The sequence below is a fragment of the Silicimonas lutimaris genome, from assembly GCF_047314965.1.
Lineage (GTDB): Bacteria > Pseudomonadota > Alphaproteobacteria > Rhodobacterales > Rhodobacteraceae > JAVJUV01.
In genome coordinates, this window is sequence record NZ_JBLBVK010000027.1 from 18,610 (window position 1) to 34,181 (window position 15,572).

A 15,572-nucleotide genomic window follows, 5' to 3' on the forward strand; every position below is an offset into this window, starting at 1 on the left:
GACCTTGCGGAACATCGGCCTTTCGACGGATTTGAGCGACATCAAGGCAGCCGCAAGCCGCTGCAGTAGATTTCCCATAAGGATTTGCCAGTTACGTTCTTTGGTTGCCGAGTCCGGCGAAATAGGGAGGCGGCATGCTCATGAATTCAACTTTGGCTTGGGTTCTGATCACGGCTTTTGCGATCCCGAATGTCGTCATTGCGCAGGTGAGCGTGGCCGAAAGGCTCGCACCAGGCCAGCCGCCTGCGATCGTCTCAGCCGGTCGTGCGCTCGGTAACGTTTATCCTGACGATTCTCTTGCACGGATAAGTTGGGCGATAAATCGCGGCGTCGATATCGTTATTATCAGCGTGCAGTTGACTGGCGATGGCCATCATATCGTCATGTACGACGCGACGCTGACCAGAACAACGAATGTGCGCGATGTCTACCCTACCGGAGCCCCGCGCCGCGATCCGGGAGATACGGTTGCGAGGTGGCACCTTGTCGCTGATTACACGCTTGAGGAGATCAGGCGGCTCCGGCTTCTCGATCCGCAAGGCGGCGATCATCCTGTGCCCACATTGGACGAAGCGCTGGATCTAATCAACGGCCGCATTCTGGCCGTGCTCAGCCTCCAAGGCTTTGACATCGAAGGCCTAGCAGCCCAGCTAGAACAGCGCAGTACCGAAAACCTCCTGCTGTTCAACGAGGGTGATTTGGAGAAGTTGAGAGGTGTCTCAACCGCGACTGGCATCGGGGTTTGGAGTACAGTGACCGAGGCCCAATACCCAAAGATCGCATTGCAGCGGCTATTCGACAGGTTCGGCTCAGACCTGAGGGTTGTCGATGTCGAGCATGACCAACTCACTCAGGACTTTGTCACACGGGCGGATCAGCTCGGAGTGCGGCTGAGTCACCGGGGCATTGGCTTTGAGGACGCCGCGCTGAGCCGCGGCAATACCAAGCCTTGGCAAGACGCTTTGGGTGGCCAGGCCGGGATATTCGTGTCGAAGTACCCAGACGCGGTCTTGAGGCTGATGGGCAGATAACGCCACACTCTGGGTCTGCAGAGATCAAGAGCAGGACCAGATGTCACAATCGGCTGTGTCATTCCATGCCTAGCCGACGAAAAAACTCTTGGGCAAAGGGCTGAGGCCCTGAATAGGTCGTCTGCTTTGGGCTTGAAGCAGTCGATTGGCTGAAACTGCTCGATGACCGCTCGGCGGGACGTAGCTAACATTCAAAGGATCGGGCAAGCCAATCGACGCCGACCTGCAAGGCCCAAGATTGGGCGAGCGCTACATTTCCATGTCCACCCCTTGAGCCACAACGATTTGGCCGTCGAGCTCGAGATGCGGGCAGGCTTTCGCATGCTCGATTGCTGTTTCGAGGTCGTCAGCCTCGATCACAGTCACACCCGTCATCGGGACATCCCCGCTCCCGTCAATGACACCCGCGGCGCTGACAGTCACCGAACCCGCGAACGGCATTCCAGGATAGATGTTGGCGTCACCCAGGCCAGTTGACCACACGCGCCATTTCTCCATGTGCGCAGCACCGTCCTCAGGGCGGTTTCCGCCACGGTAGATGAATGCAAATTTGGGCATCGAGTATTTCTCCTTATTTTTTTGTCGGCCGACCCGGCCTTGGGGGTGTCAACTCGCCATTCAAACCGCGTGCATGGTCTCACTCAGCCAGATCATGATGGGTGAGAATGCCTTCAGTCGTTCCTGGCACCGCGCCGGGCCTTCGGGACCGTAAGCCATATTTGTCGCGAGAGTGTGCCGCCAGACCACCATCCCTTTGCGCCGGAGCAGGTCACTACGCGGATGATCGCCCGCAAAGGGCCTTGGCACGCGAACGAGGTCTGGTTCGGAAAGACTGGCCCCCCGCTCGAGCAGATGGTCGAGGTCTCGCTGCAGCATGGCACCCGCTGGACCGGCGACGGTCTCGCGCCACGTTTCGAGCTGTCGTGGACCGAACCGCATGATTCCGGCGCCCAGCGTTAGTCTTCCCGGTTCGAGGCCGACCATTAACGCTGGGCCGTCGGGTCCAGAAACCGAAGGCCGAAATGCCATATGCACATAGGTGTTGTAGGGCGTCTTGTCCTTTGAAAACCGCAGATCACGGTTGATGCGGAAGATCTTGGGTGTCACCGGGCCCTGGCCCCATGCCTCCAGCAGCTCGGATAGGGCCTCGGCAAACTCACGCGCCGGTTCACGGACCGCCGCATGGTAGGTTTTGCGATTATCTTCGAACCAGTCACGGCTGTTGTTCGCGCGAAGCGCAGCGAGAAAATCGATGGTGTCCTGACTGAACATGGTCACTTCGCCGGCAGTGAGAGCGCATTGCCAACGGCCAATGACACCCATTCACCGATAACCGCATCCGATTGGTCAGGGTCAACCAGGTACATGCCGCCCATGCGCCGGCCACCCTTCACCAGGGGTTCGCCTCCCGGCAGGGCTTCGGCCTTCGCGCTGTTGTCCTTTCCGACGCGCAGCATGAACCGGCTGTCACCGGCTTCGTTGCAGCCCGCGCCGCCGACCATGTTGCCGTTCACCAGGAAGCAGTGACCGCCCATCATCTTCTTTTCGAAAAGTCCAGGAAGCCCTTCGAGCCTTTCCCGCAGGCGTGTCACAAGATTTTGTTCGTCTTTCATGACAGTCTCCTTCGATCATTCGTGGTCGGGTCAGAGCCAGATCAGCGCGAGCAGCCAAAGACCCATCAGCACACCGGGCAGTACCGTAACCAGCATTGCCAGACCGCGCTTGGAGCTATCGTAAAGCTTGTAATGGGCAATCCGGCCAATCAGGAAAGTCGCGACAGCCAACCAGAGCCATCCGGACCCGAGGCCCGCATACTCGGACGCTCCGAGAACCAGCGCGAAGAGCGGCGCGTTTTCCATGAGGTTGCCGTGAATGCGGATGCGCTTGAACAGCACCGGGTCGCCAGCATCGCCTCGCAGGACGCCGCCGATCTTGTCCCGGCGCATGCCGACCCAGCCGGTCAGGGGGATCAGCGAGATCGCCAGCACGCTGATGAAGGTGAACGTAACGGGGAGAAGTGTCGGCATGGTTTTGGTCCTTGTCTTGGTGCGTCAATCGCGCGTCGGGATCCGGCAAATCCGTGCAAACGGCCCGGGTCGTTTCAGGCTATGCGCCTGCCATTTCGGCAAAGGCGGGAAGTGTTTCGTCCAGCTTGTCCCAGGACACGGCCCGGCTGGCGTAGACAACCATCTGGGGCCGGACCACCTCCGGATCGTCGAGGACCGATGCGCGGGGAAAAACCGCGTCGGGGTAGCCGGAATTTGTCGAATAGACCGGGGAGCCGCATGTGCCGCAGAACCCCTTCGATATTGTATTCCCGCTATCAGCTCGGTGCTCATAGAAGGTCACACCCCCCGTGACCACGAAGGCGCTTCTTGGGATTGCAATATGCGTGCAATGCCCGGTCCCGCTCGATTTGCGGCAATCCTCGCAGCAGCAATGCAAAACGACTTGAGGGCTGGCGCTGCTTTCGAAACTGACGGCGCCGCACAGGCAGCGCCCGGAGAATCCTTTAGCGTTTGCGTTCATGGTCATCGGCGGCCTCTATCCATTGGCGTCTTGCAGGCAGAGTCGCAGGGTTCTAAATATGTTCAAGAACATATTTTCATTACCTGTATGCTTTGGTGAGAATGGAGACCCAGGATGCCCTATACTCCTGAACACAAGGCAAAAACGCGCAGCAGGATTGTTGAGGCGGCGCGTGTACTGTTCAACCGCGACGGCTTTGCGGAGGTAACGATCGACCAGGTCATGGCTCATGCCGGTCTGACGCGTGGCGGCTTTTACAATCACTTCCGCAACAAGGAGGAGCTCTATGCTGAAGCTGTGGCGAGCTTCCTGAACGGCCGCGGAAAGACCTGGCGGGACGACGCCGGTGTCGATCCGCAGGATGGCGGGCCGGACACGGTCCGTGCAATGATCAACACCTACCTGTCGCCCGAGCACGCGCGCGATCTTGACGGACAATGCCCGATGATCGCTTTGCCTTCCGATGTCGCGCGGGCGACCCCCGAGGCACGCCGCTCCTACGAGGGACTATTACGCGCGATGATCTGGCTCTATGAGCACAATCTGCCCAAAGGGTCGGAAGAGAAAAGAGCCACAGCATGCGTTCTTGCCGCGCTCAGTGTCGGGGGCATGGTCCTGTCCCGCACTCTGGAAGATCAGACCCTGGCGGATGAGGTTCGCGAGTCGGCTCGGAGCTACGCACTCGCGGCCGTGGATCGGCAGGGCGCATCAAAAGATCGACAAATTGCACGATTGGCCGACTAGATTTCCCGCCCGATATTACGCCTCAAGCGGCTCGCAACTGGTGTCCGCTCCGGGCTCTTACGGTGAATTCGCAGCGGTTTGATTGAAGGCCGGCTTTCTCAAACGGGACCCCAGGATTTTCGCGAGGTGTTCGCCAAATGGGTGGCTTGATATGCGAGTGGCGACGCAGCGCGTCAATTTCGTTTCGTTTCGACTTTGGCAGCGTGCAAGGCATTCGGGCCGCCGACAGACACCACTGACGTTTAGCGACCATCGGAGCTGCCTTACGTTTCCGACCACACCTTTCTGATCAAGCCACGGCTTCCACCGCTTTGACGCGGTTGGGTGCGGGTTTGGCGACTAAGGTCCTGGATTCGCGGGCAGTTTGGGTTGCTTTGTTGACCTGTTGTTGACCTGGATTGCGGAAATAAAAACCACCCCGGAGGGCGGAACTCAAGCGTTTGATAACACGAAAGTATTTGGTTGCGGGGGCTCGCAACTCACGATTTCTGCGATTGGTTGAGAGGGTGGTTCCGCGGCTTGTGGCGTGAAGACAGCTAGCGGGGCGTCAGAAGGTGCTATATTACAGAAACTCGGTTCCAACGCTGCCAATAATTGCGTCGATCACAGTCAAACCGCAGTCTCGGCTCAGTGTGAGTTCAAAGCGTTTTCGCGCCTCGGACGTCGGATTGCGGACAAGTGCCCCGGCAGAAAACTGATCTTTCCGCACGGCAGCGCGGGCTTCATTCGAAGAGATCTAGTTCTTCGTCGATAGCGGCCAGCGTGGTGATCCGTTGGCCCACAGCCTCCGGATTGCGTCCGAGGTATGCCACTGCAATCAAACGTAGTACTGACAGCATCGTGGCATGCGTGGGCAGTGTCCCGTAGCTGGCAACATGGCAGGGCAGGACAATGTCGGAAAAGCGCTCGGCCTGCGCCGCATACGCGTGATCGGTCAGCGTGATGATCCGCATGCGCGTGGTGCGGGCATGGGCGAGCAGCGAACGCAGCAGCTTCGGGCGTGGCTCGAAGGTCAGCAGGATCAGTGCATCACGGGGGCCTGTCATCGAGAGCTCGTTCGCCCAGGTCTGCCCCTGCCCGCTCAATTCGTGTACGCCATGACGCAGCCGCGCAAAGAGCAATTGGCCTAGCCGGGCCACACCCTGTTCATCGCCGAAGCCGACCAACCATATGCGCGGTGCTGTCTCGAGGATTTGCGCGATGTCGGGCAACAGGTCGGACCTTAGCTCCTCGAACGTCCGCGTGAGGTTGCGGAGTTCCAGTTCGAGGTGGTCGGAAATGGTCCGCCCGAATGTCGCGGGATGGGACATCGATTCGAGGTCGGCATATGGCTCGCGTCGGTTGCGCTCTTCACGGGCCTGAAGCCGAACCTCTTCGAAGTCCGCATATCCCAAACTGCGGAAGAAACGGGCAGTTGTCGCCTTTGACACGCCGGCGCGCGCAGCCAGTTCCGTAGCGGTATGTGTTTCGACAAGGCTCTGATTTTGCAGAAGAACCTGCGCGATCTTCCTCTCGCTCGACGTCAGGCGCGACGAACGCTCCTGGATTCTGAGGATCAGTCGTGAGGCCATGGGACACGATTTCTCTTGACGTTTGGAACCCTTGTTTCATGGTTATGAAACAATGAAACGCACGAAATGGACACCATGTCGACCTCCAAGACAATCCGCGAAAAGATATGGACGAAACTGAAGGACGTGGCGAGACCGGACACCCGGTTCCACATGAACTTCGCAGAGGTCATTCCCGATTTCGAAGGATCCGAGGCGGCCACGGAACGCGTCGTGCAGGACCGGGCCTATGTCGACAGCCGCTTTGCCTTCATTACCCCCGACAACTGCCTGGCCGACCTGCGGCGTCGGATGATCGAAGCCGGCAAGCCGTTCGTGATGTCGACCTACGGGATCTACCGCGGGTTCCTGTACCTCGACCCCGCCACCGTGCCCGAAGGCGCCGCACTCTATGCCTCTTGGTTGGACGGAATGGAGCATTTCGGCGTGCCGATCACACTGGAGGAGATCGCCCGAAAGGGCCGGTTCGACTACCTCGTGACAGGTGCGTCCGCCGTTTCCGTCAACGGTGTCCGGTTCGGCAAGGGGCACGGCTTCTTCGACCTGGAATGGGGCATGTTCACGGATCTTGGCCTCGTGGATGACGACACGCCGGTCCACGCCGTCGTACATGACGTGCAACTCGTCGAGGAACAGTTGCAGCCCTCGGAGACCGACATTCTCGTCGATACGATCTTCACGCCAACGCGCACCCATGTGGTCGAACGCCGCGCCAAGCGGCCCCGCGGCGTGAAATGGCCCCTGCTCGAACCCAAGCAGATCGCCGACACACCGCCCCTGCAGGAGCTTCAGCGCCTGCAAGGCCTTGCCTGACCCATCCCAACAAGAGGAGCCCTTCCCAATGAGCCTCAGACTGAACCGCCGCCACTTCCTGGGAACTGCTGCCGCAACCGCCGCAGCTGCATCCATACCCCTGCGCGCCCGCGCGTCTACGCCCTTCACCATGCAGGCCGCATGGATCAACGACGCCGAGTTCGCCGGCTACTTCATCGGCATCGACGAAGGCTACTATGCCGCCGAAGGACTCGATCTGACCTATCTGTCCGGTGGCCCGGACGTCATTCCCGAAAGCACGATCATCGCCGGTCGCGCGGATCTGGCGCTGACCACGCCCGACACGACGATCAAGGCCATCGCCGAACAGGGCGCGCCCTTCAAGATCATCGGCGCACAATACCAGAAGAATCCCATCGGTATCGTCTCGCTGGCGTCCAACCCGATCAATGAACCCCGCGACCTTATCGGCAAGACGCTGGCCGTGCCGCCAGTGAACGTGATCTCGGTGAACGCCATGCTGGCGCTGAACGGGATCGACCCGGGCGAGGTGAACATCGTGCCCTACGCCTATGACCCCACCCCGCTGATACAGGGCGAGATCGACGCCAGCCTCGATTTCACGACCAACGTGCCGTACACGATCAGCCAGCAGGGCGTCGAGGCGACCTCCTTCCTGCTCTACGACTTCGGCTTCACGATCTACAACGACACCGTGGTCGTGACCGAAGAAACGCTGGCCACCAAGCGGACCGAGCTAGTGGCCTGGCTTCGGGCCTCGCGCAAGGGCTGGGAAGAGAACTTCAAGGATCCGAATGGCTGGCCGCCGAAATGGGCCGAAACCTGGTTCGCCGGGACGGGCCGGACCATCGAGAACGAGATCTTCTTCAACAACGCCCAGCAACCCCTGATGGAAAGCCCGGCGGGCTACATGGGCATGACCGAGGAAGGGATCGAGGCGAACCTGCGTGCCCTGGCCGAAGTGGGCATCAAGGGCACCCGCGACATGTTCGACACGACGCTGCTCGAGGAGATCTGAGCGTGACCCCGGATGGAATTTCTCTTTCCGGGGTAGGAAAGACCTTTTCGGGGCGGGGCAAGGTGGTCGAGGCGCTGCGCGACGTCACCCTGTCCTGCCCCAAAGGCTCGTTCACGGCGATCATCGGCCCTTCGGGATGCGGAAAATCCACGGTGATGCGTATCGCGCTCGGGCTTGAAACACCCGATACCGGAGAGGTCCGGATCGCCGGAAAGGCCCCGATGGGCGCCGCCAAGGCCGGCGAGACCGGGGTTGCTTTCCAGGATGCGGCCTTGCTGCCCTGGCGCAGCGTCCGCCGCAATATCGAGGTGCCGCTCGAGGTGCTTGGCCGCTCGATTCCGGAGGCCCGCGACCATGTCCAGCACATGATCGAGCTTGTCGGACTCAAGGGGTATGAAAACGCGCTGCCCGGCGAATTGTCGGGCGGCATGCGCCAGCGGGTCGCCATTGCCCGCGCCCTCGTCACCCATCCGCAGATCCTGTTCATGGACGAACCCTTCGGCGCGCTGGACCAGATCCTGCGCCGCCAGATGAACCTGGAGTTGCAGCGCATCTGGACCGAGACCGGATCGACCGCGCTTCTGGTCACCCATGGCATCGACGAGGCCGTGTTCCTGGCCGACCGCGTTGTCGTCATGCACGCGAACCCGGGTCGGATCGTCGAGGTGATCGACGTGACCTTCGATCGCCCGCGTGCGCCGGGGCTATTCTCGGAACCCGCCTTTCACCGCGTCTGCGACCATATCGCCGAGGTGCTGCATGGCGGCTGAGGCATCGGGCCATTGGCGTGGTTTGCGCAATGCGGCGATCCTTCTGCTGATCTGGGAGATCGTCGGACGGTTCGACCTGGTGGCCGGTGGGGCGCTCCCCGGCATTTCCGAGATCCTGATCCGGCTCTGGATCGACTGGGGTGACTATCCCCGCCACATCTGGGCGACGCTCTATGCCTCGACAGTAGGGTTCCTGATCGGTAATGCGCTCGGGATCGGCGCCGGCGTGATCTTCGCACTTTCGCCCACCGCCCTCAGGCTGTTTCGTGGCGTGAACATCGCGGCCTTCGCCCTGCCCCCCATCGCCATTGCGCCGATCCTTGTCCTGACGTTGTCGGGGACGGCGCCCCGGATCGCCCTTGCCGCGCTCGGCGTCTACTTCGTCACCATGACGGCCACAGTCATCGGGCTAAGCCAGGCCGACAGCCGCGCGACCGACATGATCCGCGCCTATGGCGGCACCCGCTGGGACGTCCTGCGCCGCGTGCAGTTCCGCGGCGCGCTGCCCTCGATCCTGGCAGGGCTTCGTGTGGCTGCACCCAATGCGGTTCTCGGGGCCATTCTGGCCGAGTTCGGCGGCGGCGGGCGCTGGGGCCTCGGGGCCTACCTCCTCGGATCGCTGGGACGCGGCGAGCCCGATCGGCTTTGGGGCATCGGTCTGGTCGCCACCCTGATCGCAGGCGTTTCCTACGGCATGTTCGCGCTCATCGCCGCCCGTACGATCGGCGCGACACGATCTGTCACGCTGAACACAGCGGTGCCGGATGCCGCGCCACGCGCCGGGCACCCCGCCACGCGCCTCGCCCTGATGCTGGGCACCATCACGCTGCCGTTCCTTGTCTGGTGGGCGTTTATCGAGGTGACAGGCGTGCCGGACCTGATCTCCAAGACTCCATGGGGTGTCGTCGATTACCTGTTTCTGGCCCCGACGGCCGAGGGCGCGCAGGCCCGGCTAGGCGCGGCCTTCGCAGAAACCCTGCCGATCACGTTCCTCGGGATGGCGGCAGGCCTCGGGTTTGCTTTCCTGCTGGCGATCTCGTCACGGCTGATTCCGCGCGCCATCGACGCCTTCATGCCCGTCGCGCTGGTCACGCAGACCATGCCGCTGGTCGCCCTTACACCACTTCTGGTCCTGATCCTGGGTCGCGGCACGTCGCTCACGCTTTGGGTAACGATCTCGGTGACATTCTTCCCGGCCTTCGTCACCCTGGCCCAGGGACTGGCCCTGGTGCCGCGCAGCGCGGAAGAGTTGCCGCGCGCCTATGGCGCGGGACGCTGGACCGAGATGCGGATGGTCACAATTCCGGCCTCGCTGCCCTACCTTTTCGCCGCGACGCGCCTGACGGTGCCGCGTGCGCTTCTCGGCGTGATGATCGCGGAATGGCTGGCCACGGGGAAGGGCCTCGGCAACCTGCTCAACCAGTCGCGCGGTTTCCTCGACTACGGCATGATCTGGACCGTCGCTGCCGTCTCAGTCCTTCTTTCGGTCCTGTTCTACCAGGCTGTCGTCATCGTGGAACGGCGGGTTCTCCGGCGGCTTGGCATGGCAACGGCGGAATGAGGCTATGAGCGATCTGGAAACCCGTATCGCGCAGGGACGCGGCGATGCAACAGCTGACCTTGTGCTGCGCGGCGGGACGGTCTGGGACCTCGTCACCGACACCATGATCCCCGGCGATGTGGCGATTTGCGGCGACGTGATCGTCGGCATCGGCGCAGAGTACGCCGGGCACGAGGTTTTCGACGTGACCGGGCTGACGCTGGTGCCGGGTTTCATCGACACGCATCTGCACATCGAATCCTCGCTCGTCACCCCGTTCGAATTCGACCGTTGCGTCACGCCCCTGGGCGTCACCACCGCAATCTGCGACCCCCACGAGATCGCCAACGTGATCGGCATCGAAGGTATCCGCTATTTCCAGCAGGCCAGCGAGCACACGCTCATGGACATCCGGGTTCAGCTGTCGTCCTGCGTGCCCTCGACCGAGATGGAGACTGCCGGGGCGCGGATCGACGCCGAGGATCTGGCCGCGCTGATGGAACATCCCTCTGGCATCGGGCTGGCGGAGTTCATGAACTACCCCGGGGTGATCCACCGCGATCCGGGTGCAATGGCCAAGCTGCGCCTGTTCGAAGGTCGCCATATCGACGGCCATTGTCCCCAGCTTTCGGGACGCGATCTGAACGCCTATGCGACAGCGGGGATTCGCACAGAGCACGAGGCGACCACCGCAGAGGAGGCGCGGGAGAAGCTCCAGAAAGGTTTGCGCGTGTTGATCCGCGAAGGTTCGGTCTCCAAGGATCTGCACGCGCTGCAACCGCTGCTGACGGATGTCACGGCCCCCTACATGTGCCTGTGCACCGACGACCGGAACCCGCTGGATATCGGCGAAGAAGGGCACCTGAACTTCATGATCGCCGAGTTGATCCGGCTCGGTACGTCACCCCTGGCCGCCTATCGCGCCGCCTCTCTGTCGGGGGCCGAGGCTTTTGGCCTCAAGGACCGGGGCCAGATCGCACCGGGACGGCGTGCCGATATCGCGGCGGTTTCGGATGTGGCGACCTGCAAGGTCGCAAAGGTCATCGCAGGCGGCGTCGTGGTGGACGAGGCCGCATTCGCCGCACGGGGCAGCGTCGCACCGGTCGCGCGCATGTCGGTACGCGCGCCCCACCTGACGGCGCGCGATTTCCGGACAACGACCAACCGCGAAGATACCGACGTGATCGGCATTCTCGAAGGCAAGATCATCACCGAGCACCTGCATGAGACCGTGCCGATCGTGGATGGAGACAAGCCCCCCGATCCCGCCCGCGACCTGGCCCGGATCGCGGTAGTGGAAAGACACGGCAAGAACGGCAATATCGCCTCCGGCTTCGTGCGTGGCTTCGGCCTGAAGGCGGGGGCCATCGCGTCAACGGTCTGCCACGATCACCACAACATCGCCTGCGTCGGCGTCGATTACGCCGACATGGTGCTGGCGGCCAACCGACTGGCACAGATCGAGGGCGGCTTTGTCGTTGCGCAGGACGGCAAGGTCCTGGCCGAACTGTCGCTGCCGGTAGCCGGACTGATGAGCCTTGCACCCTTCGAACAGGTCCGGGCAGATCTTGAGTGTCTGCGCCGCGCTGCGACATCACTGGGCGTCACCCTCAGGGAGCCGTTTCTTCAACTGGCCTTCCTTGCCCTGCCCGTCATCCCGGCACTGAAAATCACCGACCGCGGCATGGTCGATGTAAGGCGCTTCGAGCTGATCGGCTGACTTATCGCGCCAAACGACAAGACGCGCCGTCCCGACTACTTGGGTTCAAGCTCTCCTGGTTGGTTGCGGGGTGATTTGCACCTACGGGGCTAAGTCATTGATATTGCTTGGGCCAAATGAACGGCGACATCCCGCCGTTCGCCAAGACGCTGAAATTAAAATGGTTTCTTGAGTGGTTTGGTTGCGGGGGCTCGATTTGCCCAAGCACCTACGATTGCGATTCCCGTGTGAAGAAGGACCGGACGCTATCGTCCGCTAGGGCCCAATATGCAGACATCTGACGGTTTCTGTCAGATGTCTGCATCGAGCCCGAAGCTGCCCTTGGATACGTGGTTGGCGACGCCACCGTCCTTGCCATTTGAGCAATTTGCGTTGTGCGTTCCTTTCTTCCTCGCCCTGAGTTAGGCTTTCGCTATGCTGAAGGTTATCGTCTTTCATGCCATTGCGTTGCTGGCAGCCTCTTCGGCCTACGCTCTTGAGTTGGCTGCCTTGGACGAAATTGCGCTTCCAGTCGGTGCAGACGCACGTGAGCCTTTCCTTTATGCAACTCACGACGGACGGCTTTTGATGAGTTGGACAGAGGTGTCGGCGAACATGTCCGCCGTTAGGATCGCCGCCATGAAGAAGGGCCTCTGGAGTGCGCCCAGCACCGTCGCGGATGGGCCTGATCTTTTCGTGAACTGGGCCGATTTTCCATCGGTTTCGGAATTCTCCGACGGCACCTTGATTGCGCATTGGCTACAGCGCTCGGGACCCTCTGCTTATGCCTATGACATACTTGTCGCTCTTTCACGGGACGGCGGGGAAACCTGGGGGGCTCCGATCTTGCCCCACGGAGACGGAACGCAAGCACAACATGGCTTCGTCACTTTGGTCCCTCGGGATGAGGAGATGGTAGCCGTTTGGCTTGACGGTCGCGCCTACGACGGAGACCTTGTAGAAGATGGCGCAACTTCGGGCCAGATGCAGCTCCGGTCTGCCGTCATAACTTCAGATGGCTCGGTGACGCCGGACATCGCGGTTGACTACGCGACGTGCTCCTGCTGCCAGACCGCCGCCGCGGTTTCAGAAGATGCGCTGCTCGTTGTCTATCGTGACCGCTCTGAAAACGAGGTTCGGGACATCTCTCTGACAAAACTGCAGGATGGAGGCTGGTCGTCTCCAGTCCCCGTGCATGAGGACAACTGGGAGCTCTCCGGCTGCCCGGTCAACGGACCGTCGATCGCAGCAAGCGGTGATCGGGTCGTCGTGGCCTGGTTCACGGGAGCCGGCGATGTTCCTGCGGTGAATGTTGCTTTCTCCCACGATGCAGGGACCACATTCGGCGATGTCATCCGGATTGACCGGGGAGAGCCCATCGGGCGCGTGGATGCGCTGATGCTCGAAGATGGAACGGCCCTCGTCTCTTGGGTTGAATGGCGGGGATCGGACGAAATCCTGCTCGTTTGTCAGGTGACGGATGAAGGATGCATCAACTCCCAAAGAATTGCCGTTAATTCCGAAGGCACCTCGATGAATTTCCCACGAATGGCAGCGACATCCGAAGGCATATATTTCGTCTGGACGCAACCTCTTCCCGACGGAAGTGATACGATCCGCATGATGCGATCAGCACGGTAGGTCATTAGCCGCAGCGCGTCATTGGCTCCCATGCGGTCGATTTCGGTTCAGGATACCGTGTTGAAGCTCGGTCAACAGCGCTCACAACGCGTGCGGAGATCAATTGGTGTGCGCGCGCTCCCGTTCCTCAATCCTCCGCCTGTGATATGCGGGGAAGTCCTCTTCAGACTGTTCGAGGTGCCCCTTCTCGTCGACCCAGGACAACAGGTCCGTGAAAAGCATCAGGGTGATCTCCACCGGGAAAGCTCCGCGCATAACGGCAATAGTCTGATCGGAAATGGGCATCACTTCCTTGAGTTCAGGCGATAGCAACATGATGGTTGGCGTGGAATATGCCCCCCACTTTCGGCTGGCGTTTCTTTCACTCAGTCTTTCTCCGTCCGTATCGACAATTATCCCATCGCCGTGGAGGTTGAACTGAATGGGAAAGAATCGATGCTCGAGAAGGGTCTTCACGCGATCGTCCGTGAAGACGTTTTCGTGCATCTCCTCGCAGTATATGCAACCGCGTTGCTCGACCAGAATTAGAAGGAGTTTGCCCTCTCTCCGAGACCGGGCGAAATCCCGCACCAAATCTTTTGAGGTGACGCGCAGCCAATCAGGTTTGTGCAAACCGTCAGGACCAAGCTCGACAGCCCTGGCTGGAAAAGCAATGGCGAGAGCGACGACGAGTACGAGAAATTGGTTCATTCCATTTCTCCTTCTCTATAACCTCATTATAGCACAATTCGGGCCAATTGCCTAATCCAGTCGGCGACAGGCCACGCGATTGCCGGGTTCATTTGATGCAACAGGACATCCTATACGAATCCCGTCGCCTTATGACGGGGCTCGGCATGCTTCCGGTGCGGAATCTCGGCATGCTTATAGAGGCTGATCCCTTGGCGGAGACAAATGGAACGTATCAATTCGAAGGTCGTTTTTACCTCAGAAAGCGATCATATGAGGCAGACGGTTGGTTGAACTCTTTGAGCCGAGACGTGACGGCCATCTGTCGAGGGAGCACCACTACACAGAGCAAGTCCGCCCCAAGCCCAGAACTGAACTACTTGCCGACTTAATGCCGAGCCCCATGTTCTTTCGTGAGCTGAGTTTTCCGATGAGTACCAGAAATCGAGCCGGAGGAAACATGCGCATCGCATCAATTCTAGTAGCCTCAATATTCGGAGCCACGCCTGTATTGGCCGAGGACGTGCCCTACACCGTCGATGGGAAAAGCTTCACGGGCTACTGGGCAGAAGCCGATAATCCGAAAGGCCTAGTAGTAATTGCTCACGATTGGGACGGCATGACGGACTACGAGCGTCGACGGGCCGATTTGCTCGCCGAAATGGGTTACAACGCCTTCGCGATTGATCTGTTCGGTGATGAAACACCTACTGAGACCGTTGATCACCGGATCGCGGCTACTGGTGCACTTAACGAAGATCGGGAGCGGATGCGCGCCCTGATCCAGGCGGGCGTCGAGCTGGCCCAGGAGCGGTCAAGCGTCGACAAGATGGTATTTGCGGGCTACTGCTTCGGAGGCGCCGTTGCTCTAGAGATGGCCCGCAGCGACTCGAGCTCCATGGCCGCAGGATATGCAACATTCCATGGCGGCCTCACCACTCCTGAGGGCCAATCCTGGGACGGAGACGAGCCGCCAATCCTTGTACTTCACGGTGGTGCCGATACCGTCATTCCGATGGTGGATGTAGCGACCTTCGCGAACGAACTTGAGAAAGCAGGGAACACCTACACAATCGAGGTCTACTCGAACGCTCCGCATGCATTCACTGTGTTCGGCGCCGGCAGTTACCAAGAGAGGGCCGACAAGGCGAGCTGGGAAGCTTTTGGCACTTTCCTCAGCGAAAATCTTCAGAACTAACTTCATGTGAGTTCGCTGCACCGCACTACTTTCGTGCGGTGCAGCAGGCCCATTCACGTATTTTGCTCCGTCTTGTGGTATAGGATGAGCGACACGGATCTCGGCTGCTACTGGGAGCAACTGTTGGCTCAGGCTAGCCTTCATGTCGGAAAAGCGGGACGAAGCGTCCGATAGCGTGATTTACTGCCCTCGCACCACATAGACCGAGCACTTCGCATGCGTTACAACGTGGCTGGCAGTGGTCCCGAGAAGATAGTCCTGAACCTTGGGGTTGGCCGACTCCACCACGATAACATCCACGTTGCGCTCATCGGCCAGTTTGACGATCTGGCGATGCACAGCGCCCTTGCGGACGACGGTTTCCATT

17 protein-coding genes are annotated in these 15,572 nt (G+C 60.5%); 9 read left to right on the top strand and 8 right to left on the bottom strand.

The window, feature by feature from the left end; all coding sequences use genetic code 11:
• The first annotated feature begins 134 nt into the window (after positions 1 to 134).
• The gene (locus ACKLNI_RS01810) at positions 135 to 1,031 is read left to right on the top strand and encodes a glycerophosphodiester phosphodiesterase family protein (protein WP_413717281.1); all 897 of its coding nucleotides are present in this window, start codon (positions 135 to 137) and stop codon (positions 1,029 to 1,031) included.
• A 249-nt stretch (positions 1,032 to 1,280) separates the two neighbouring features.
• Here ACKLNI_RS01810 and ACKLNI_RS01815 read toward each other — a convergent pair whose 3' ends face one another.
• From ACKLNI_RS01815 to ACKLNI_RS01835, 5 genes are all read right to left on the bottom strand, one after another.
• The gene (locus tag ACKLNI_RS01815) at positions 1,281 to 1,589 is read right to left on the bottom strand and encodes a YciI family protein (protein WP_413717282.1); all 309 of its coding nucleotides are present in this window, start codon (positions 1,587 to 1,589) and stop codon (positions 1,281 to 1,283) included.
• 60 nt (positions 1,590 to 1,649) lie between these two features.
• Positions 1,650 to 2,303, bottom strand: a complete 654-nt coding sequence (locus ACKLNI_RS01820) for a DUF2461 domain-containing protein (RefSeq protein WP_413717296.1) — start codon at positions 2,301 to 2,303, stop codon at positions 1,650 to 1,652.
• 2 nt (positions 2,304 to 2,305) lie between these two features.
• Positions 2,306 to 2,644, bottom strand: a complete 339-nt coding sequence (locus tag ACKLNI_RS01825; RefSeq protein ID WP_413717283.1) for a TfoX/Sxy family protein — start codon at positions 2,642 to 2,644, stop codon at positions 2,306 to 2,308.
• A 30-nt stretch (positions 2,645 to 2,674) separates the two neighbouring features.
• Entirely contained in the window at positions 2,675 to 3,058 is a 384-nt protein-coding gene (locus ACKLNI_RS01830; protein ID WP_413717284.1) for an MAPEG family protein, read from the bottom strand.
• Between the two features lie 79 nt (positions 3,059 to 3,137).
• On the bottom strand, positions 3,138 to 3,566 hold the full coding sequence (locus tag ACKLNI_RS01835; RefSeq protein WP_413717285.1) for a GFA family protein: 429 nt from the start codon (positions 3,564 to 3,566) through the stop codon (positions 3,138 to 3,140).
• 108 nt (positions 3,567 to 3,674) lie between these two features.
• On the opposite strand from ACKLNI_RS01835, the gene ACKLNI_RS01840 reads away from it, so the two are divergent.
• Positions 3,675 to 4,304 (top strand): TetR/AcrR family transcriptional regulator, encoded by a 630-nt coding sequence (locus tag ACKLNI_RS01840; protein WP_413717286.1) that lies wholly within the window; start codon positions 3,675 to 3,677, stop codon positions 4,302 to 4,304.
• 722 nt (positions 4,305 to 5,026) lie between these two features.
• Here the strand turns inward: ACKLNI_RS01840 and ACKLNI_RS01845 are convergent.
• On the bottom strand, positions 5,027 to 5,875 hold the full coding sequence (locus tag ACKLNI_RS01845) for a MurR/RpiR family transcriptional regulator (protein WP_413717287.1): 849 nt from the start codon (positions 5,873 to 5,875) through the stop codon (positions 5,027 to 5,029).
• A 66-nt stretch (positions 5,876 to 5,941) separates the two neighbouring features.
• On the opposite strand from ACKLNI_RS01845, the gene ACKLNI_RS01850 reads away from it, so the two are divergent.
• The 6 genes from ACKLNI_RS01850 (at position 5,942) to ACKLNI_RS01875 (ending at position 13,338) form a co-directional block, all read left to right on the top strand.
• Positions 5,942 to 6,688, top strand: a complete 747-nt coding sequence (locus tag ACKLNI_RS01850) for a 5-formyltetrahydrofolate cyclo-ligase (RefSeq protein WP_413717288.1) — start codon at positions 5,942 to 5,944, stop codon at positions 6,686 to 6,688.
• A gap of 28 nt (positions 6,689 to 6,716) precedes the next feature.
• Positions 6,717 to 7,688, top strand: a complete 972-nt coding sequence (locus ACKLNI_RS01855) for an ABC transporter substrate-binding protein (protein WP_413717289.1) — start codon at positions 6,717 to 6,719, stop codon at positions 7,686 to 7,688.
• Between the two features lie 2 nt (positions 7,689 to 7,690).
• On the top strand, positions 7,691 to 8,458 hold the full coding sequence (locus ACKLNI_RS01860; RefSeq protein ID WP_413717290.1) for an ABC transporter ATP-binding protein: 768 nt from the start codon (positions 7,691 to 7,693) through the stop codon (positions 8,456 to 8,458).
• The gene (locus tag ACKLNI_RS01865) at positions 8,448 to 10,019 is read left to right on the top strand and encodes an ABC transporter permease (RefSeq protein WP_413717291.1); all 1,572 of its coding nucleotides are present in this window, start codon (positions 8,448 to 8,450) and stop codon (positions 10,017 to 10,019) included. Before ACKLNI_RS01860 ends, ACKLNI_RS01865 begins: the two co-directional genes overlap by 11 nt.
• Positions 10,020 to 10,023: 4 nt before the next feature.
• Complete coding sequence (gene ade / locus ACKLNI_RS01870; RefSeq protein WP_413717292.1) at positions 10,024 to 11,718, top strand: adenine deaminase; 1,695 nt, start codon at positions 10,024 to 10,026, stop codon at positions 11,716 to 11,718.
• A 414-nt stretch (positions 11,719 to 12,132) separates the two neighbouring features.
• On the top strand, positions 12,133 to 13,338 hold the full coding sequence (locus ACKLNI_RS01875) for a sialidase family protein (protein ID WP_413717293.1): 1,206 nt from the start codon (positions 12,133 to 12,135) through the stop codon (positions 13,336 to 13,338).
• Between the two features lie 99 nt (positions 13,339 to 13,437).
• Here ACKLNI_RS01875 and ACKLNI_RS01880 read toward each other — a convergent pair whose 3' ends face one another.
• Entirely contained in the window at positions 13,438 to 14,028 is a 591-nt protein-coding gene (locus ACKLNI_RS01880) for a thioredoxin family protein (RefSeq protein ID WP_413717294.1), read from the bottom strand.
• 439 nt (positions 14,029 to 14,467) lie between these two features.
• Here ACKLNI_RS01880 and ACKLNI_RS01885 point away from each other — a divergent pair, with 439 nt between their 5' ends.
• Positions 14,468 to 15,205 (top strand): dienelactone hydrolase family protein, encoded by a 738-nt coding sequence (locus ACKLNI_RS01885; RefSeq protein WP_413717295.1) that lies wholly within the window; start codon positions 14,468 to 14,470, stop codon positions 15,203 to 15,205.
• 180 nt (positions 15,206 to 15,385) lie between these two features.
• Here the strand turns inward: ACKLNI_RS01885 and ACKLNI_RS01890 are convergent.
• Positions 15,386 to 15,572, bottom strand: a 187-nt coding sequence (locus tag ACKLNI_RS01890; protein ID WP_413717055.1) for a universal stress protein, incomplete at its 5' end; no start/stop codon positions are given.